We start from the raw sequence: 20,624 nt of genomic DNA, 5'->3' as shown, positions 1-20,624 counted from the left end.
CATATTCTACTGACTATCGAATTTTTTATCAAATAATTTAACCTTTATTAATTTATTAAAACTATAATAAAGGATAAGTGACATAATACTTAGCCATAGCGCGATAAAAGCAACTAAATGAATGTGTTGCTGTATAAAATCATAATAAGGATATTTCTTTAATATATAATCTACATAATCATTGTTAAATATCCATATCATAGAAATAAACAAACTGAGTATAGAAATTTTGAATCGTGGATAAAAATAGATACTTTCAAGTACCATAATTCCATGACTAATAATTAAAAGTACATTCATAATAGTTATATCGTTATTATTAACCATCATTATCAAATTCATAATGACAGCCCATAAACCATATTTAAATAATGTTACAAATGCTAGTCCTTCAATAATACTATTTTGTTTATTTAAAATAATTAAACAAATTGATATACATAACAATAGCGATGCAATAGGACTATCTGGTACAAAAATTAGATAATGCCATTGTGTCTTAAGTAATTGATCACCATACCATATAAAACCATAAATGGTGCCTAAAACATTACATATAAGCAATATTACGAGTATGGAACGTTGATATAATGATAATTCCCATAGTTGTCTTAAAGTAGGCATAAGTTATAATTCCTTTAATTTTGATCTATGAGTGATGAGTTAATACACTCAAAATTTGTGATAATTGATAAAAACGTTGTTGATCTTTCATTTGTAAACTTACATCGATATGATGTTCTAATTGTTCGATTAGTGAATACTTTTTATTTAGATCAAGACTTAAGTGATATATATTATTAAGATATGCAAGATATTGATCAGAATATATTAATTGTTGAATTATAAGCTCATTTAATCGCCAATCTTGCTCATCGTTGTATTCAAAGTGAATGAATATATCAATACAAATATCTTTAGAAGTTATATAATTGAATATTTCATTTGTATTAATTAATGTTTGATCGTCTTTTGTTAATTTAATTGCAGCGAAATTGGAGTGTTTTAGGCCAATTTCAAGGGTTATATGACTTTTAATTTTCTTATTTACAAAATGACTACAATTTAATTTTATCGGTGAAGCTTTTAAATAATTTAATAGCCACACACTAATTCTGGACTTAAAATGATAATGAAACAAAGCATATTCAATATAGCTTTGTTTCATTTTAACTAATGTGTCATTCAATTTTAACACCCACTCTAGTCATTCAATCTGCTCAATTCTTCATTCCAAGTTTCATTAGTTGGATCGATAATTAATAATTCGTTAAGTAATACTTTAGCTTTATCTTTTTGGCCAATTTCAATTAAATAGAAATAATAATCGCTTAAGAATAGACTCTGAGATTTTAATGTTGGATAAGCCAATTCATAGAAATGTTGGGCTTCAGTATCTCTTTCTTCTTCCCCATATGCATGTGCTAAATGCCACATAAAGACAGGGTCAAGATCTTCTTCATCTACATAAGATAGAAGTGAAATGATGGCTTCATAGTCTTCTTTTTGACGGAATAAATCACTTAAGATAAGTAAAGGTTCATGGTAACCATTATCTACTTCAAGTGCTTTTTTAAGAAGTTCTACCCCCTCATTCGCATCTCCATGTTCAATTTCTAAACTACCGGTAGAAACCATGAGTTCTTTATAAAATTGATTAAGACGTAACCCTTCTTTACCTGTTTCAATCGCATCTGGATAATTTTTTTCATTTTCATATAAAGATTGTAAATAAAAGTAACCTTGAATAAAGTCTGGGTCTTTAGAAAGAAGTGTAGTCATAATTTTTATAGCTTCTTGGGTTAGATCATTTTTTTCATATGCGATGGCTTTTTTGAAAAAGTCATCAGAGATCATTTCATCTTCACTAATCTCATCAAATAACTGTATAGCATCACTATAATTTCCACTTTGTAACGCACAATCAGCCATTCTTGAAAATAAATTAATTCCATTTATTTCATATTCGCCTGTATCTAAAACAACTTCATATTCTCGTGTAGCACGAAGGTATTGTCCATCAAAATAAAGTAATTCTGCTAAAGCAAAATGAATAATTGGGTCATTAGGTTCTAATTCACGCGCTTCAGTTAACTTATCAATAGCAACTTCAGTCATATTGATTTGTTGATATAAGTCGGCTTCTAACATTAACTTTTCAGGTGATAATTCAACTTGATTTAAATATTCTAATGCTTCGTCTGTTTGATTTTCAGACATAAGGCCTTCGATAAAATAAATTAATAGTTCACTTTCATCTGGATACTTATGATATAACGTTCTAAACACTTCAAGACCTTGAGGTGTTAATCCAAAGTTATATAATGTTTCTCCTAAAATAAATAAAGCATCATCATTATTGGATGTTAATGCTTCATTTACACGTGTATCTAAATGATCTAATTTTTGAAGATTGATATCGTCTATTAATTTATAGATATCTTCCATAATATTTTATCCCTCATTTTCTAAAAGCTTTAATTTCGGCAAGAAACCAGGGAATGATACATTTACTGCATCAAACTGACGTATCGTTAATGGCGAATCACTTAAAATAGAGGCGACTGCAAGCATCATGCCAATTCTGTGGTCAGTTAAGCTATCTACTATAGCATTTCTAGTTAATTCAGAGGGATGAATAATTAATCCATCCTCTGTAGCTTGTAATTTAAAACCTAGTAAATTAAGCATATCTGCAGTTGTATCAATACGATTAGTTTCTTTTACCTTTAATTCCTCTGCGTCCTTAATCATACTTGTACCAGAAGCTTGAGTGCATAACAAAGCAATAATTGGCAATTCATCAATTGCTTTAGGAATTAAATCTCCTTCAATTGTGATTGGTTTCAAGTTGTTCGTATACTGAACTCTAATCGACGCAGTTGGTTCTGAAGACTCTGTAACATTAAATAATTCAATGTTACCATTCATTTGTTCAACGATATCTATAATACCTGAACGTGTAGGATTGATGCCAACATTATGAATTGTAATATCACTTCCTGGAGAAATCAAAGCAGCTACAATAAAGAAAGCAGCTGAAGAAATATCTCCTGGTACTACAAAGTTTTTAGGTTGAATATTGCTTATAGCATAAGGAGATGTTGTAATCACTTTTTGATTTACTTGTATTGGAATTTGATAATGTTTAAACATCGTTTCAGTATGATTTCTACTTATGTCTAATTCTGTAATTTGTGATGCTTCTTTTGAAAATAGACTTGCAAACAAAATTGCACTTTTAACTTGAGCACTTGCGACTTCCATTTGATAATTGATACCATTAATGGCTGAAGGCTTAATAATAAGTGGTGTATAGTTATTTTCAATACCATTAATATTTGCATTCATTAATTTTAAAGGTTTTAAAATACGATCCATAGGTCGTTTTCCTATCGATGTATCTCCAGATAAGACACACTCTATGCCCAATCCACTTAAAAGACCAGCAAGTAAGCGCGTTGTTGTACCAGAATTTCCAGTATATAACGTTTGATGTGGTATATTGAAATGTTGATATCCTGGAGAATTAACAATAAGACGATGTTCTTCAATTTCAATCTCAACACCTAAGAGTTTAAAAATTTCAATTGTACGTAAACAATCTTCACCTAGAAGCGGTTGTTCAATAATTGATTTACCTTTAGCGAGTGACGATAGCATAATTGCTCTATGCGTCATAGATTTATCTCCAGGTACTTCTATCTCACCCTTTAATGGACCATGAATATCTATTGTTTGACTTGTTGTCACAGTATTTCACCTACTCTACTAATAATTGTAGTTGTTTAAATGATTGCTTCAATATATTTTTTTCTACATGATATACATTAGGTTTACCTAATTTCTCGAGTAGAACCATTTGAATACCTTCACCATTATTTTTTTTATCTGATAACATATATTGATACATTTCTTCAAAATCAATCTGCTGGATTAAATCCAGCGGATAATTTAATTGATTCATATAATTAATATAATGTTGAATATCAAATTGTGTGCCAAGAAGATGATTTGCCACAATAAACTGATAAATCATCCCAATCATAATAGCATGACCATGAGGTATTTTATACTTATATTCTACTGCATGTCCAAAGGTATGGCCTAAATTTAAATATTTTCTAACATTACTTTCTTTTTCATCTTTTATAATAATGTTTAGTTTTGTTTTTATACCCTTAAAAATAAATTGATCTATATCTTTAAGTGATTCAAGTGTTTTCCTATCTGAAAAGTGTTTTTCAATATCTTCTGTAGCAACTGCGCCAGTCAATAAAGCATGCTTATATACCTCAGCGTATCCACTTAAAATTTCATGATAAGGTAAAGTTTTTAAAAAATTTAAATCATATATGACTGCTTTAGGTCTATAAAATGCGCCTATAAGATTTTTACCATGGGAAGAATTTATTCCAACTTTGCCTCCTACACTTGAGTCATGCGCTAATATCGTTGTAGGTACTTGTATAAAATCAACACCTCTTAATAATGTAGAAGCTAAGAATCCTGTAAAATCTCCTGTGGCCCCACCACCTATAGCCACTAAACATGTATTACGAGTAAGGTTCATTCCTAGTAGTTGTTCCATGATAGATTGATAATGATTAAACGTTTTCATTTTTTCACCGGCAGGAACGATAACTTTTTGAATGTTTGAATTGTGACATAATATTTCAAATTTATCTCTAAAATTAAAATCAACAAATTCATCTATAATTAAGAATACTTTATCGTAATCTTGAATATAATCGGATAAATATTTAAATGCATGATGTTCTACAATAATTGGATAATTATCACTGTGATATGTGGTTTGTAATTGCATGATATACCTCATTTCTAAAGGTTAATTAAAGATGTTTAAAATTCTATATTTAACTTTCTACGTTCTTCAATTTGTTCTTTAAGTTGATCGATATGATTAGATTGGAACTCTTCTAAAAGAGCTTTAGCAACTTCAAATGCAACGACATGTTCGCAAACAACGCTTGCTGCTGGAACTGCACAACTATCTGAACGTTCTATAGTTGCTTTAAAATCTTCTTTAGTATTAATATCTACAGAATTTAAAGGTTTATATAAAGTTGGAATAGGTTTCATAACGCCATTTACAATGATAGGCATACCATTAGTCATTCCACCTTCAAAGCCACCTAAATGATTAGATCCTCTATAATAACCTCTTTCAGAATGATATAAAATTTCATCTTGAATTTCGCTTCCAGGTTTTTCAGCAGCTTTAAACCCTTCGCCAAAGCTCACACCTTTGAAGGCATTAATACTTACAACACCTTGTGCAATGCGTCCATCGAGTTTACGATCATAATGCACGTAGCTACCTACTGCAACTGGCATATTTTCAACCATAACTTGAACTACGCCACCTATAGAGTCGCCTTCCTTTTTAGCTTCATCGATTTTATCTCTCATTTTTTGAGCAATCGATTCATCAATCACACGTACATCATTTTTATCGATATTTTGTTTAAATGTTTCTGTATCGTATAACCCTACATCTTTAATTCCACCAATTTCTACAACACGACTATACATATGAATGTCTAGTTGAGAAAGTAAAATTTTGGACACTGCTCCTACAGCTACACGTGCAGCTGTTTCTCTTGCAGAAGAACGTTCAAGTACATTTCTCAAATCACGATGATTATATTTCATTCCGCCAATTAAGTCTGCATGACCAGGTCTTGGCTTTGTAATTGTACGTTTCATATTTTCACGTGCCTCGTCACTAATTGGTTCAATACCCATAATATTTCTCCAATGAGTAAAATCATCATTTTTAACTACAATTGTAATTGGACTACCTAAAGTAAAGCCATTTCTTACACCAGAAACAATTTCTACCGCATCTTTTTCAATTTGCATTCGACGTCCTCTACCGTATCCACCTTGACGCTTAAACATTTCTTTATTTATTTCCTCAGCTCTCATTTCTAAGTTAGCTGGAACACCTTCAATAATCACGGTTAGTTGTGGACCATGTGATTCTCCTGAAGTTAAATATCTCATGATTAATAGCTCCTTTCCTTTACCACTTTAAATAGTATTATGTATTATTTGTTATCATATCATATTCAATGAAATTACATAACTAGTGTAGAATAATTGGTGTTTGAAAATTCAAATAATTTTATATAAAAAAGTACCTAAGACAACTGTTGTCTTAGGTACTTTCTAACATGTCGGCAGTCAATGGTTGAATTGAAAATAAATTCCAATTTATTCTACTTTTTAAAAATTATTCTTCATAAAGCCAATTTTCTCTATTAGCTTCGTAGCTATATATTTCATCATCATTAAACCATAAATTGATTTCTCTTTCAGCAGATTCTACAGAGTCTGATCCGTGAATAATATTTCTCCCTACTGTTAAACCATAATCGCCTCTTATAGTACCGGGATCGGCTTCAGTGGGATTTGTTTTTCCGATAATATGTCTAGATACCGCAACTGCGTCTTCTCCTTCAACAACCATGGCAAACACAGGTCCAGAAGTTAAAAAAGAAACAAGTTTATGAAAAAATGGCTTCTCTGTATGTTCAGCATAATGTATGTTAACAGTATCTTTAGTTGGAATTATAAATTTACCGCCAACTATTTTTAAACCTTTTCTTTCAATTCTAGAAATAATTTCTCCTATTAAATTACGTTGTACTGCATCTGGCTTAATCATTAAAAAAGTGCGTTCCATTATACAAATCCCCCTAATTAAAAAATTGATTTAATATGTATAAATACATTTAATAGCAAACAACCTACTACTACTAAATACTAACAGGTTATTAAAGCGCTTTCAACTTTTTTCTATTCTTATGTATTTCTAGAACGCATTCTTTTAATAAGCTTTCTAAATAAATTTTGAGAATTTGGTTCCTCTAATTGATCAATTAAGTCGAGTGCTTTATTTAAATAATGATCGCTCACTTCTTGAGATTGTGTGATACTATTTGAATTCTTGATTTGATCAATAAGTGGATCAAATTGATGTTTATTTGTCAGGTGTGATAACTCAACAATTTGTTTTTTGAAAACCGGGTCTTTTTTCATCTCTAATAAAACTGGTAATGTAATATGACCATTCATTAGGTCACTACCCACAGGTTTACCTAATTTTTTCTCAGTACTTGTAAAATCTAAAATATCATCTACAATTTGAAAACTCATTCCAATATAATGACCAATCATTTTTAATTTTCGAATCGTCTCATTATCAGCTTGTGATGTTATTGCACCAACTTCTGTTGAAAGTTGAATAAGCAACGCCGTTTTTCTATTAATACGTCTCAAATAGTTCGTAATATTTTGATGACTATTAAATTGGTCTTGGAATTGGAAGAGCTCCCCTCTACAAACATCAACAATTGCGTTAGAAATAATAGTATGAACACGATGATCTTCAATTTTAGAAAGTTGTTTTAAACCTAAAGCTAGTAAGAAATTGCCAGTTAGGATAGCAGTAGTGACATCCCATTTTTTTTCAATAGTCAATTTACCACGACGTTTGTCACTTTTATCAATCACATCATCGTGCACAAGTGTTGCCATATGAATTAATTCTAAAGCTACTGCAACATGATACGTATCTTCAGTAATTTTCTTTGGTCCAAACTGACTACTAAGAAGAACAAATGCTGGACGCACTCGTTTGCCACCCGAAGATAATAAATGAAATGCTGCTTCTTGTAATACAGAATCATTACTTTTAATAGCATTTTTTAAACGCTTTTCAACATTTTTAATTTCACTATTCATACTTAACTTTGCCACATTAATCACCTTTTATTTAGTAGAAGTTTCTATTTATAGCCAAGGTGCATTGCAGCAACGCCACCTGTAAAGCTACGAACTTTTACATGACTGAAACCAGCCTGCTCAAATAAACGCTTTAATTTAGTTTTATCTGGAAAATTGAATGTAGATTGTTGTAACCATTCATATTCTTCCCTAGATTTAGCAAACAATTTCCCGAAAATAGGCATCACAAATTTAAAGTAAAGTTTATAAACTTGTTTAAATACGGGTAATGTTGGTTGACTTGTTTCTAAACATACAATCATACCGCCTGGTTTCAATACGCGATTTAATTCTTTTAATGTTGCTAAATAATCAGGCACATTTCTTAAACCGAAGCCAATGGTTACATAATCGAATGTTTTATCCTCAAATGGTAAATTCATAGCATCGCCGTGCACTAAGTGAATATTAGGCATTGATTTAGTTTTTTCTTTACCAACTTCAAGCATATTTTCACTGAAATCTAAACCTGTAACTTCTCCATTAGGTCCTACTGCTCTACTTAAAGCAATAGTCCAATCTGCTGTACCACAACATACATCAAGTGCTTTACTTCCAGGTAACACATTCATATCTTTCATTACATGTTTACGCCATATTTTATGTTGTTCGAAGCTTATTATATTGTTCAATCGATCATATTTTTTAGAAATATTTTGAAAAACCGTATGAACTTGTTCTTTTTTTGCATTATTTTCAGTCATTAATTATTACCTCTACTTTTCTCTTTATCGCTTTGTTTTATATGTTTAATAAATTGGTTTATTTCATCTTCATCATATTCACTTAAATAAGAGGGATAATATTGATGTACCCCACTAAATAATTTTTCAAATATTTCATATTGAGAGATCTCAATATCTGTAAAATGAGAAATAGTTATAAAAGGGAAAAGTGTTTCTATATCTAACACAGCCTTATATATATCATGACGCTCGAGTGAATGATGATGCAATGAAGTTTTAAGCTCATTAGATTTTATAATCGCTTCACTCATTAGCTTTTGATATGACACATCACCAATTTCAGATATTAAAGTATAAAAATGAGCACTTAATAAGTCACCAATTAGAATTGATTTCTTAGATAATTTATTTTTAGAAATATCATCTAGATGCTTCATTGAAGTATCAATAGTGAGGCAGGCAAGTTTAGCATTTTCTGGAATATTAAAATGATCTAAAACATCACTTAATCCTTTATTAATGTGAATTGCTTCATATTCATTAATTCCTTTAAGCCTTTGAGTAATTTGTCTATTTAATTTGCTTAATGTTCTTTCCATGTTCACACCTCACGTTAGTATCAATATACATATTAACATTATATTCATAAAAATAAAATATAGTGCTTATGACGAAAATAACTTCACAGACGCTTCACAGTGAATTGTACAATTATAAATAAAACATATGTATTTAGAATTAAACAATATATAAAATAAAAAGCCCTTATAGGGCTTTTTTAAGTAAATTATTTTACAGCATCTTTTAATGCTTTACCAGCTTTGAATGCTGGAACTTTACTTGCAGGAATTTCGATTTCTTTACCTGTTTGAGGGTTACGTCCTTTACGTGCAGCACGTTCACGTACCTCGAAGTTTCCGAAACCAATTAATTGAACTTTTTCACCTTTAGAAAGTGAGTTTTGAATTGATTCGAAAACAGCGTCTACTGCTGAACCAGCTTCTTTTTTAGTTAAATCAGCTTGTTCTGCAACCGCATTGATTAAGTCAGTTTTATTCATTATGAGTTCACCTCCAGATGAATGATAATGATAAATTTATATCATTATGGTATGACTTTAACACAATAATTCCCTTTACCGCAACGATTTATATACTTAAAACGTTGAATTATCAGTATTTCGTGAATAATTTTATAAAATATTTGCGTTAAATAGCAAAATTACACTTTATTCAGCTTTTTTATCTCGTCCCATTAAATCCTTCACACTATCTTTCACTGGTTTATCTTCAAATAATACTTTGTATAAAGCATTGGTTATTGGCATATCAACATTTTGAGCTTTTGCTAAATGATATACTGAATTTGTTGTATAAATTCCTTCAACAACCATATTCATTTCGTTAAGTGCTTCTTCAGTCGTTTTACCTTTTCCTAATTTATATCCTAAAGTATAATTTCTTGAATGAGTAGACGTACACGTTACAATTAAATCACCAATGCCACCAAGACCTAGAAAAGTCATAGGATCAGCCCCTAGCTTTTCACCTAGTCGACTAATCTCAGCTAAACCTCTTGTCATTAAAGCAGCTTTAGCATTATCACCATAACCCATTCCAGCAACAATACCACTTGCTACAGCAATAATATTTTTAAGTGCACCTCCTAGTTCTACACCTATCAAATCATTATTAGTATATACTCGTAAGTAATCATTCATGAATAAATCTTGAATAAGTTTACTTATGTGTTCATCTTTTGACGAAGCTGCAACAGTTGTAGGTTGCTTAATTACAACTTCTTCAGCATGACTTGGTCCAGATAGTACCCCTACACCATTTTTATGGTTCTTAGATACTGAATCTTCAATCATTTCTGATACACGTTTAAATGTTTCATTTTCAATACCTTTTGCAACGTGAATAAATGTTTTTTTAGTTTTAATATGTTGATTAATTTCAGTCACAACGTCTCTAATTGCTTTTGTAGGTAAAGCAATTAAAAATATATCTGAAAAATTAACTGCTTGTTCTAATTGATTTGTTGCTTTAATTGTTTCAATTAATGTTACGTCTTTCAGGTACCGTTTATTTTGATGAGATTGATTAATTTCATCTACAGTATTTTCATTTTTTCCCCACATTAAAACTGAATGGCCATTCTCTGCTAAAACATTTGCTAATGCAGTACCAAAACTTCCTGTACCAAAAACTGTAATCTTAGTCATCTTAATCTCTCCTCTTAGTTTCTTCTTCTAGGGATGATATGAATAGGCGTTCCTTCAAAACCAAATGCATCTCTAATTTGATTTTCAAGATAGCGTTTATAAGAAAAATGCATTAACTCAACATCATTTACAAAAACCACAAATGTTGGTGGTTCAATAGCCACTTGAGTAGTATAGAAGACATTTAAACGTCTACCTTTATCTGTAGGTGTAGGATTCATTGAAATTGCATCCGTCACCACCTCGTTAAGTGTTGAGCTTTGAACACGTTTTTTGTGATTTTCACTTGCTTCTCTTATATAAGGGAAAAGTGTTTTTAATCGTAGTCGCTCTTTTGCCGATACGAAAGCGATAGGTGCATAATCTAAAAATTGAAATTGATTACGTACATCATCAGCAAATTTTTTCATGGTATTAGTATCTTTTTCTACAGCATCCCATTTATTTACAACAATCACCATTGCTTTTCCTTCTTCATGAGCATATCCAGCAACGCGCTTATCTTGTTCAATAATTCCTTCTTCGGCATCAATAACTAATAACACCACATTTGAACGCTCAATTGCTTTTAAGGCTCTTAATACAGAGTATTTCTCAGTTGACTCATATACTTTACCTTTTTTTCTCATACCTGCTGTATCTATTAACACGTAATCTTGTCCATCATAGCTATACTCAGTATCTACAGCATCTCGAGTTGTACCTGCTACATTTGATACAATAACACGTTCTTCACCTAAAATGGCATTTACTAAACTAGATTTACCCACATTTGGACGGCCAATAATAGATAAACGAATAGTGTCATCATCATATGGATCACTATCTTCTTCTTTAAAATGTTTAACGACTTCATCTAATAAATCACCTAGACCTAAACCATGTGAACCAGAAATTGGATAAGGATCGCCAAAACCTAAAGAGTAAAAATCAAAAATATCACTTCTCATTTCAGGATTATCTACTTTATTTACTGCTAAAACAACAGGTTTTTTTGATTTATAAAGTAATTGAGCCACCATTTCATCACTTTGAGTGAGACCTTCCCTCACATTTACCATAAAGATAATAACGTCTGCTTCATCAATAGCGATTTCTGCTTGAGCTCTTATTTGTGTTTGGAAAGGTGCATCTCCGATTTCGATGCCTCCAGTATCAATGATATTAAATTCATGTGTTAACCATTCGCCTGAAGAATAAATACGATCACGCGTAACACCTGGAGTATCTTCAACAATTGATACACGTTCACCTACTACTCTATTAAAAATTGTAGACTTCCCCACATTAGGTCTACCTACAATTGCTACAATAGGTTTAGTCATAAGCTAACTTCCTCTCTTTCTAAAATCTCTATAATTTTATCATACGCAATGATTATTTAAAAACAAGTATATATTGTCATACAATAGATAGTGAGTAAAGATAAATAAAAAAAGAGCAAGAAAGAATTCTATTTGAATATCTTTTCTTGCTCTCATCATTAAATTAAATAATAAAATATTTAATATTAGAATTTTAAGTTTTTAAATTTATCACCAAAAACGTCACCTAAAGTTGGATTGTCTTCATCTGTTTCATTAGATAAATATGATTGAGTTGTAGCTTCGTCACTTTCAATCACATCTTCATTTGGTAATGTAGCTTTAATAGATAAAGAAATACGCTCATTTTCTTCATCAATACCTAAAATTTTAACGCTCACTTGTTGTCCTGGTTCTAACACTTCACTTGGTGTACCAATATGTTTATGAGCAATTTCTGAAATGTGTACAAGTCCTTGAACACCAGGAGCAATTTCCACAAAAGCACCAAAGTTAGCCAAGCGAATTACTTTACCTTCGATAACGTCGTTTTCGTGGAATTTACCTTTAATATTTTCGAATGGAGTTGGTAAAGTATCTTTAATAGATAAAGAAATACGTTCAGAATCTTTTTCAACAGATTTAACTTTAACGTCTACTTCTTGTCCAACACTTACCACGTCTTCAGGAGATTGAACATGCTCATGTGATAATTCTGATACGTGAACTAATCCATCAACGCCACCAATATCTACAAAAGCACCAAAGTTAGTAAGACGTGCAACTTTTCCTTTGATAACGTCTCCTTCATTAAGTGAATCTAATAACGATGCTTTTTTAACGTCATTTTCAGCTTGTTCAACTGCTTTACGGCTTAAAATGACTCTATTATTTTCAGGATCTAATTCTTCTACTTTAAGACGAATTGTTTGCCCTTCAAATACAGAGAAATCTTCAATGAAATCAGTTGAAATGAGTGACGCAGGAACGAATCCTCTTTGGCCCACATCCACAACTAAGCCACCTTTAACTACTTCAGTAACTTTAGCTTCGATTACTTCGTCATTATCAAGCTTTTCTTGTAAATATTCATATGATTTTTCGGTTTCAAGTTGACGTTTTGATAAAATGTAAGCGCCTGATTCATTTTCTTCGTCAATTTCAATTTTGGTTACATATGCTTCAATTTCATCACCCTCTGAAATAATCTCACTTGGATTTTCAATGTGATGAGTTGAAAGTTGGCTAATTGGAATAATTCCGTTATATTTAGCCCCATCAATATGAACTACTACTTGTTTATCTTCAACTTGTTGAACTTTTCCAGTGACTTTGTCACCATCTTTAATATCATTAATCATTGATTCATTGAATTCTTCAGTCATCATGTTTGCCTCCTTATACACTACATAACTATAACATCTTATAAACACGAGGAATTGTCAAGAAATACCCCTTTAGTTTCATAAGTTTTTAAAAAATATATCATTTTTTAAAATTATTTAATATTAAGCAATAGAAAAATATATTTATTAATATCGATAAAAATCGAAACTTATGATTGAATATAAGACTAAGAAAATTTATTGTTTATATTTTCATAATTAATTATATATAACTAAAATAGCTATTTAAAATAATTCGCTTATACTTTAGTCATTTGACGAATTAAATTAAATAGCTATGTATGAAAATTACAGATTCTCTACTAACTTTAATATTTCTTCAGTTACGTCTTCTATAGTTTTACTCGTTGTATCCACTGTTATAGCATCTTCCGCTTTTCTTAAAGGTGAAATATCACGATTCATATCGTAATGATCTCTTTCTTCAATCTCTTTTTTTAATTGATTTAAAGTGGAAGGAATGCCACGTAATTCATTCTCTTTTTGTCTTCTTTCCGCTCTTTCATCTACAGAGGCAATCATATATACTTTTAACTCAGCATCTGGAAGAACGACGGTACCAATATCTCTACCGTCCATAACAATTCCTTTTTTTATTGCTAATTCTTTTTGTTTTTGTACGGCGTAGGTGCGTACAGGTTCTTTTGATGCAACATATGAAACATGTTGTGTGACATCATTTTCTCTTAAATAGTCTGTCACATCCTCGTTATCTAAAATAATTCGTTGGCCTTTTGATGGATTGTAAGTTAATTCTAAAGAAGTATGATTAATTAAATTTTGAAAATCTTCAGGAGCATCTTGCTTTAAATATTTATACGTTATTGCACGATACATTGCACCAGTATCGACATAAATCATTGATAATTTACTAGCTACTTGTCTTGCAATTGTACTTTTCCCAGCAGCAGCAGGACCATCTAATGCAATATTAATTGGATTCATAACATTTTTCCTTTCTTGTTGTTTTATCTGTATTATTTTATCATAAATATATATTTTAAAAATAGGAGGAGTTTAATGAAAAAGATACTTGTTATTCATACAGGTGGAACAATTAGTATGTCTCAAAATCAACTCAATCAGGTCGTTACAAATGATATCAATCCTATTTCATTGCATAAAAACATCATAGATCAATATGCAAATGTATATGAAATAAGTCCCTTTAATGTGCCATCACCACATATCACACTTTCTCATGTCATAAAGTTAAAAGATATCATTATGAAGGAATTTTCTAAGAATCATTATGATGGATGTGTGATTACACATGGCACAGATACGTTAGAAGAAACAGCTTATTTGCTCGATTTAACAATCGATATAAGTCAACCTATTGTTATAACAGGTGCAATGCGTTCATCAAACGAGATTGGTTCAGATGGGCTATATAACTTTATCTCAGCAATTAGAGTTGCAACTTCATTAGAAGCTTCTGATAAAGGCGTGATGGTCGTATTTAATGACGAAATACATACTGCGAGAAATGTTACTAAAACACATACCTCGAATATCAATACCTTTCAGAGTCCTAATCAAGGCCCTTTAGGTATCTTAACTAAAGATCGTGTTCAATTTTATAATCGTCCATATCGACAAAAAGTATTTCCAAGAATAGATGAAAGTTTAAATGTGCCATTAATTAAAGCGTATATGGGAATGACTAATGATGTTTTAGAATTTTATGCTCAACAAAACGTTCAAGGTATAATTATTGAAGCGTTAGGCCAAGGTAACTTACCTCCAAGTTGTTTGAAAGGTATTGAATCATGTGTCAAAAAAGATATTCCTATCGTACTCGTGTCTCGCTCATTTAATGGCATTGTAAGTCCAGTATATGATTATGAAGGTGGAGGTTTTCGATTAGCTGAAGAGGGTCTTATTTTTTCTAACGGATTAAATGGCCCTAAAGCAAGATTAAAACTTTTAATTGGTTTAAGTAACCATATGAATCATAAGGAATTGAAAGAATACTTTGAAACTTAAAAAAGAGAGAAACAATGATGATGCACTCATTGTTTCTCTCTTTTAATTAAAATAAATGAAATTTAACTTTCTAGTGGAGTTTGTTTTTTTCTTAAAATACTTTGAGCGATAATACCACCATGATATTTACCGTTTTCAATGAAAATTGAATTATTATCATTACCAGCTGCTATAACACCAGCAATATAACAGTTTTCCACATTTGTTTCATACGTTTCTTTATTATAAATTGGAGCTGTTCCAAATTCATTAGTATGAATATCTATACCAATAGATTGTAAAAACTCATAGTCTGGATGATAACCAATCATTGCAAAAACAAAGTCATTTGGTATTGTTACTGTTTCACCATTTTTTTCATAAGTTACTGAATGTTGAGTGATTTCAGTAACATTTGCATCAAATTCCATATCGATTTTTTCATGGTTAACTAAAGATTCAAAGTTTGGCAAAATCCAAGGTTTAATTGCTGCTGAATATCGATCTCCACGATACAATACAGTCACATTTGCCCCAGCCTTTTCCAATTCCAAAGCTGCATCTACTGCAGAATTCTTACCTCCAATAACCACGACATCTTGATTGAAGTATGGATGTGCTTCTTTAAAGTAATGTTTAACCTTAGATAAATCCGCACCTTTAACATCTAAAGTATTATGTTGACCATAATAACCAGTCGCAACTGTTAAAAATTTACATTCATACACGTCTTTAGTTGTTGTAATTGTAAATTTATTTCCAATTTTTTTAACTGTTAATACTTCCTCAAAAGGATGTACATTCAACTGATGAAATCTTACTACTTCTCTATAATAGACAAGTGCTTGGTTACGACGAGGTTTACTTTCCTCTACAATAAATGGCACATCTCCAATACTTAATTTATCGCTAGAAGAGAAAAAAGTTTGATGCGTAGGATAATGATAAATGGCATCTACAATGTTACCTTTTTCAATTACTAGTGTTTCTATGCCTTTTTTCTTTTGCTCAATTGCTGCACTTAAACCACATGGGCCTCCACCAATAATAATACTTTCAATTGTTTGCATGTTTAATGGCCTCCTTTAATCACTAACATATTATATCAGTTTACAGATATATTTCTAAATAAAAATATTTACATTGTTATTTACTTATCTTCAAATAAACATAAAAAAGATACACCATTTTAGGTGTACCTTTTTTAATACATTCAGATATTATTGAGGAATAACTAATTTTTGACCATTTACAATATTATTACTAGTTAAGCCGTTAGCTCGTTTTAATTTATTTACATTTTCAACTGTACCTTCACCATAGTATTGAATTGCAATACGATATAAATTATCATTACCAGATACTACGTGAGTTTGTTGGCCAGCACTATTACTTGATTGTGTGCTATTTTGAGTTGATTGAGAATTTGAGTTATTGTCTGAACTTGATGAATTGTTATATACATTTGATTTATTGTTATCATTTTCAGATGTTGCACTTTCAGTAGAATTTTTATCATTATTATTGTTTGATGTACTGTTTTCTGTTGTAGCTACTTCATTTGACTCATTACTATCTTTTTTAGTGCTATTATCTGATTCGCTTGATTTATCTTCTTTTGTTGCTACTTTTTCATTTGATTGGTCTTTTTCATTTGTAGCTTTGTCTTTAGCGTTATCTTTGTTCTCAGTTTGTTCTGTTTTATTATCTGCAGTGTTATTGTTTTTTTCTTTATGGTCATTGTTAAGATACATGCCAATAAAAATAGCTAGAGCAGCTAAAATAAGTAATAAAGCTATGAGTGGAAGTAAAATTCCCATTAAACCACGTTTTTTATTACCGTTATGTGCTTGGAAACCATCATTATCTTCGTATTCACGATGTTTATCAGCATCATGATGATTTAGATTGTTATGTTCATCATGTTGTTTATGTTTAGAAGCGGCAGCACCAGCAGCACCTGCTCCAGCTGCGCCAGCTCCAGCTGCGCCAGCTCCAGCTGCGCCAGCTCCAGCTGCGCCAGCACCGACTGCAGCAGCTTTTTTGCCTTTATTACCTTTTTTTCTGTGATGTTTATTATCTAGTTCATTATTATCTTCGCTGTTATGTTGAACACTTCTATTTTCATTATCTCTATAATTTTCATCATCATGACGATTATTTTTACGTTTTTTATTACGTGATGCTTTTGCTCCAACAGCTCCTGTAGCAGCAGCTCCTCCAGCAATTGTTGCGTCTTTTCCGATTTTTGAATGATGAGCTTCATGTCTATCGTTATCTTGATCAAAATCACGATGACGACGATGATCACTATTCATTCTATCATCACTATTATCATCATTTTCATAACTATCGTCCTCAAGACGATGATTAGAATGACGATTATGTTCATCATAACGCTCATCTACATCGGAACGTTGATAATTCTCATCATTCTCGTGATTATGATGAGAATTATTATCGTTATGTACTTTGTCAAATGTCTCCTCATCATAACGGTCATCTAATGAACCTTCTTCATAATCATTAACCTGATCGTTAAATTTTTTGTTACGACTAGAAGATTGGTTTCTTCTTCTTTGTCGTCTTTGTGCATTTCTTGGTGGAAACTGTTGATCGGTTTCATTGTTAAAATTGTCTATTTCATCGTTAGTTTCATTATTTACACGATCGAATTGATCGTTTGAATCTATCGATTGTCGATTTTTTTCAAAATCATCCTTAAAATTATCTTTAGACATAGTCAACATCCTCTCTTTTTCTTATTTTAATTGTCACATTATTTATACCCAAGTAATGCATAAATATGTATCATTTTTAAATTTCTTATAAATCACTATGTAATTTAATTATATCCTGTATAAAATATTTTAGTAAAGTAAAGTCACTAAACTCTAAATAAATTTTTAATTTTTTCATTGAAAGTAAATTGTCTTTTAACTTTTTTTCTGTTGTAACACTCAATTTTACTTAAATCTGAATCATTGTCACAACATTCATTAGGTTGATTAGGAGATTCTCCAAAAAATTCCAATAAAAATTTTCTTCTACATTGATCTATACGAGTATAACCTATAATTCTTTGATAACCAGCTTGTTTACGTATATATGAGGTTTTAAAAATGTGTTTCAATTCTTTAAATGTATAATTTTGGTGTAATACTGTTAAAATTTCTTCTTTATTAGGTGGAAGGAATGCGCCTAGCTCAAAATTTTCGACATCTTCTGTTACGATAGCATCATTAAATAGTAACGTCTCTAGAATATAAGCATCGTCTGGTTGATATAGACTAATCGCTTGACTTTGTTTTCCATCTCTCCCAGCTCTTCCAATTTCTTGTAAATAATTTGAAGGACTAGATGATAAATGAAAATGAATCACAGTCCGAATGTCTTTTTTATTAACCCCCATTCCAAAAGCACTAGTAGCTACAATAACTGGAATAAAATTATTAATAAATTGATTTTGAACAGTTTGACGTTCTTGATAAGTTAAATCCCCATGATAAATACCAGTTAAATATCCATGTTGATAAATGAGTTTTGCGAGTTGTAAGCATATTTTCTTAGATGATACATAAATAATTGTGGGACCTGAAGATTCAATAAATTTCAATAACCATTCTATTTTTTCGTCGTCATCCTTGAAATTAAAATGTGATAACGAAATATTTTTACGATTCATAGTAGTTTGTATAGTGTTTAATTTAACTTTTAAAATATGTTCTAAATCACTTGTTAAATGTGGCGGTGCAGTAGCAGTTAATGCTAAAATAGTCGCTAATTTAAAATGATGAGTGATTTGACCGATAAGTGCGTAATGCGGTCTGAAATCATATCCCCATTCTGATAAGCAATGCGCTTCATCTAATACTACTAAACCAAATGGGATGTTTTTAATTAAATTGAAATGATGAGATTGAAGAATAAATTCAGGACTTAGAAATATAAAACGACTTTGATTTAATAAATTGATATTTTCCTTCTTTTCTTGTTCATCCATACCTGAATGAATACATACAACCTTTCGTTCACCTTGAGATTTAAGTTGCATCACTTGATCGTCCATTAAAGAAATTAGCGGTGAAATAATAAGAGTAGGTTTTTGTTGCATATAAGTTGGAAATTGGTAACACAGACTTTTCCCACTACCTGTTGGCAAAACACCAAGTGTATGATTGCCTTGTAACACACTTTCTATAACTTCTTTCTGACCTGGGTGAAAACTTTCATGTCCAAACCATTGTTTAAGATTGTTCTCTAACATTGATTTCACCTCTTTCTATCCCAACAATCATGAGTTTAATTTCAAAGTATGATAAATGGTCAAACTCTTGTTTATATATTTTTAATCTTTCTCCTTTATGCTCTGTATAGTATTGAGTAAATTGAAAAACATCTTTTTTCTCTACGTAATTTTCGTAATTTTTCTCATAACCTTTAATAAATAATTCTAAAATATGATCTTCTATTGTATTGAGTTTAACATTCTGTGCAATTGCAATTTCATTTAAACTCAAACCTTGATGAAGATATTGTTGAGTAATAGATGTTTTATTTAATAATGATGAAAGAATAATACATTCAGACAATATAGGATAACGTTGTTTATTTTCAATTTCACTTCCTAAGGTGACTAAATTATTCAATTCTAATGTATATAATTTTGAAATAGAAATATTCTCAATCAAACTTACCTGTTGTCTTGTATACATAGGCTCATCATAACCATGCAAATAATAATGAAGGTAGCACTTATTATTATTATTTAAACTGATTGCTTGAAATAAATCAGTCACTTCATTTTCAAAATCTTTTATTAAATCATTTTTAATAATAGTTCCATAAATCTTTTTAACTTTATTTTGAATAATAACTTGTTGGTTCATTGGTACGAATTTAAGTTGATGATGGAGATATTGAGATATCGTCTGAATTAATAATTGAATACATTTAAAAGTATTATTAAGACTGTCATAAGTGAACCGAGGATGCACCTTGATATTTAATTCTTTTATATCATTTTTATTCAAAAGTCGTTCAAATGTCTGATATTTTAATTTAGGTAAACTATGATATAATGATAAAAGTTGTTGAGAGCTCGCATCAAAAAACGTTTGATGTGACTTTTTTCCACTTAAAATATTATATATACTTTTATTAGTTTTATAATTGAATGAGTGATGTTTAACATAACTAATCATTTCTTGCATGAGTG

At 30.6% G+C, this 20,624-nt stretch carries 20 protein-coding genes; 1 reads left to right on the top strand and 19 read right to left on the bottom strand.

What is annotated here, in order from left to right; all coding sequences use genetic code 11:
- Nucleotides 1–6: 6 nt before the first annotated feature.
- The 15 genes from NST64_RS06515 to cmk all read right to left on the bottom strand — a co-directional run bounded on the left by NST64_RS06515 (nt 7) and on the right by cmk (nt 14,383).
- Complete coding sequence (locus NST64_RS06515; RefSeq protein ID WP_049418371.1) at nt 7–624, bottom strand: DUF1405 domain-containing protein; 618 nt, start codon at nt 622–624, stop codon at nt 7–9.
- A gap of 25 nt (nt 625–649) precedes the next feature.
- Nucleotides 650–1,189, bottom strand: coding sequence for a YpiB family protein (locus NST64_RS06510; RefSeq protein ID WP_049418373.1), 540 nt, complete (start codon nt 1,187–1,189; stop codon nt 650–652).
- A gap of 14 nt (nt 1,190–1,203) precedes the next feature.
- Nucleotides 1,204–2,448 (bottom strand): tetratricopeptide repeat protein, encoded by a 1,245-nt coding sequence (locus NST64_RS06505; RefSeq protein WP_049418375.1) that lies wholly within the window; start codon nt 2,446–2,448, stop codon nt 1,204–1,206.
- Nucleotides 2,449–2,454: 6 nt separating this feature from the next.
- Nucleotides 2,455–3,753, bottom strand: coding sequence for a 3-phosphoshikimate 1-carboxyvinyltransferase (aroA, locus tag NST64_RS06500; protein WP_002449768.1), 1,299 nt, complete (start codon nt 3,751–3,753; stop codon nt 2,455–2,457).
- A 10-nt stretch (nt 3,754–3,763) separates the two neighbouring features.
- Complete coding sequence (gene aroB, locus NST64_RS06495) at nt 3,764–4,828, bottom strand: 3-dehydroquinate synthase (RefSeq protein WP_049418378.1); 1,065 nt, start codon at nt 4,826–4,828, stop codon at nt 3,764–3,766.
- Between the two features lie 35 nt (nt 4,829–4,863).
- Nucleotides 4,864–6,030, bottom strand: a complete 1,167-nt coding sequence (gene aroC / locus NST64_RS06490) for a chorismate synthase (RefSeq protein ID WP_002449816.1) — start codon at nt 6,028–6,030, stop codon at nt 4,864–4,866.
- A gap of 229 nt (nt 6,031–6,259) precedes the next feature.
- Nucleotides 6,260–6,712: a nucleoside-diphosphate kinase gene (gene ndk / locus NST64_RS06485; protein ID WP_019835237.1), complete on the bottom strand. Its 453-nt coding sequence runs from the start codon at nt 6,710–6,712 to the stop codon at nt 6,260–6,262.
- A 119-nt stretch (nt 6,713–6,831) separates the two neighbouring features.
- Nucleotides 6,832–7,788 (bottom strand): polyprenyl synthetase family protein, encoded by a 957-nt coding sequence (locus NST64_RS06480; RefSeq protein ID WP_002449820.1) that lies wholly within the window; start codon nt 7,786–7,788, stop codon nt 6,832–6,834.
- 29 nt (nt 7,789–7,817) lie between these two features.
- Nucleotides 7,818–8,519: a demethylmenaquinone methyltransferase gene (locus tag NST64_RS06475; protein WP_002449836.1), complete on the bottom strand. Its 702-nt coding sequence runs from the start codon at nt 8,517–8,519 to the stop codon at nt 7,818–7,820.
- Nucleotides 8,519–9,100 (bottom strand): hypothetical protein, encoded by a 582-nt coding sequence (locus NST64_RS06470; protein ID WP_002449710.1) that lies wholly within the window; start codon nt 9,098–9,100, stop codon nt 8,519–8,521. Before NST64_RS06470 ends, NST64_RS06475 begins: the two co-directional genes overlap by 1 nt.
- Before the next feature lie 188 nt (nt 9,101–9,288).
- Nucleotides 9,289–9,561 (bottom strand): HU family DNA-binding protein, encoded by a 273-nt coding sequence (locus NST64_RS06465; protein ID WP_002449794.1) that lies wholly within the window; start codon nt 9,559–9,561, stop codon nt 9,289–9,291.
- Between the two features lie 168 nt (nt 9,562–9,729).
- Nucleotides 9,730–10,728: an NAD(P)H-dependent glycerol-3-phosphate dehydrogenase gene (locus NST64_RS06460; RefSeq protein ID WP_049418380.1), complete on the bottom strand. Its 999-nt coding sequence runs from the start codon at nt 10,726–10,728 to the stop codon at nt 9,730–9,732.
- 14 nt (nt 10,729–10,742) lie between these two features.
- Complete coding sequence (gene der / locus NST64_RS06455; protein WP_019835234.1) at nt 10,743–12,053, bottom strand: ribosome biogenesis GTPase Der; 1,311 nt, start codon at nt 12,051–12,053, stop codon at nt 10,743–10,745.
- Between the two features lie 185 nt (nt 12,054–12,238).
- The gene (rpsA, locus tag NST64_RS06450) at nt 12,239–13,417 is read right to left on the bottom strand and encodes a 30S ribosomal protein S1 (RefSeq protein WP_049418382.1); all 1,179 of its coding nucleotides are present in this window, start codon (nt 13,415–13,417) and stop codon (nt 12,239–12,241) included.
- Between the two features lie 309 nt (nt 13,418–13,726).
- On the bottom strand, nt 13,727–14,383 hold the full coding sequence (cmk, locus tag NST64_RS06445; RefSeq protein WP_002449771.1) for a (d)CMP kinase: 657 nt from the start codon (nt 14,381–14,383) through the stop codon (nt 13,727–13,729).
- A gap of 75 nt (nt 14,384–14,458) precedes the next feature.
- On the opposite strand from cmk, the gene NST64_RS06440 reads away from it, so the two are divergent.
- On the top strand, nt 14,459–15,427 hold the full coding sequence (locus tag NST64_RS06440; RefSeq protein WP_049418383.1) for an asparaginase: 969 nt from the start codon (nt 14,459–14,461) through the stop codon (nt 15,425–15,427).
- Between the two features lie 62 nt (nt 15,428–15,489).
- Here NST64_RS06440 and ypdA read toward each other — a convergent pair whose 3' ends face one another.
- The 4 genes from ypdA to NST64_RS06420 form a co-directional block, all read right to left on the bottom strand.
- Complete coding sequence (ypdA, locus tag NST64_RS06435) at nt 15,490–16,476, bottom strand: bacillithiol disulfide reductase YpdA (protein WP_019835230.1); 987 nt, start codon at nt 16,474–16,476, stop codon at nt 15,490–15,492.
- 150 nt (nt 16,477–16,626) lie between these two features.
- On the bottom strand, nt 16,627–18,147 hold the full coding sequence (locus tag NST64_RS06430) for a LysM peptidoglycan-binding domain-containing protein (RefSeq protein WP_340731103.1): 1,521 nt from the start codon (nt 18,145–18,147) through the stop codon (nt 16,627–16,629).
- A 146-nt stretch (nt 18,148–18,293) separates the two neighbouring features.
- Nucleotides 18,294–19,673 (bottom strand): RecQ family ATP-dependent DNA helicase, encoded by a 1,380-nt coding sequence (locus NST64_RS06425; RefSeq protein WP_049418388.1) that lies wholly within the window; start codon nt 19,671–19,673, stop codon nt 18,294–18,296.
- Nucleotides 19,654–20,619, bottom strand: coding sequence for a helix-turn-helix domain-containing protein (locus tag NST64_RS06420; protein ID WP_002455317.1), 966 nt, complete (start codon nt 20,617–20,619; stop codon nt 19,654–19,656). The genes NST64_RS06425 and NST64_RS06420 overlap by 20 nt, the downstream gene beginning before the upstream one ends.
- Nucleotides 20,620–20,624: the final 5 nt, after the last annotated feature.

It is taken from the genome of Staphylococcus sp. FSL W8-1268, assembly GCF_038003965.1.
GTDB classification, from domain to species: Bacteria; Bacillota; Bacilli; order Staphylococcales; family Staphylococcaceae; genus Staphylococcus; species Staphylococcus hominis.
Note: the sequence above shows the minus strand (reverse complement) of the source record. Positions and strands in the feature narration are given on the sequence as shown.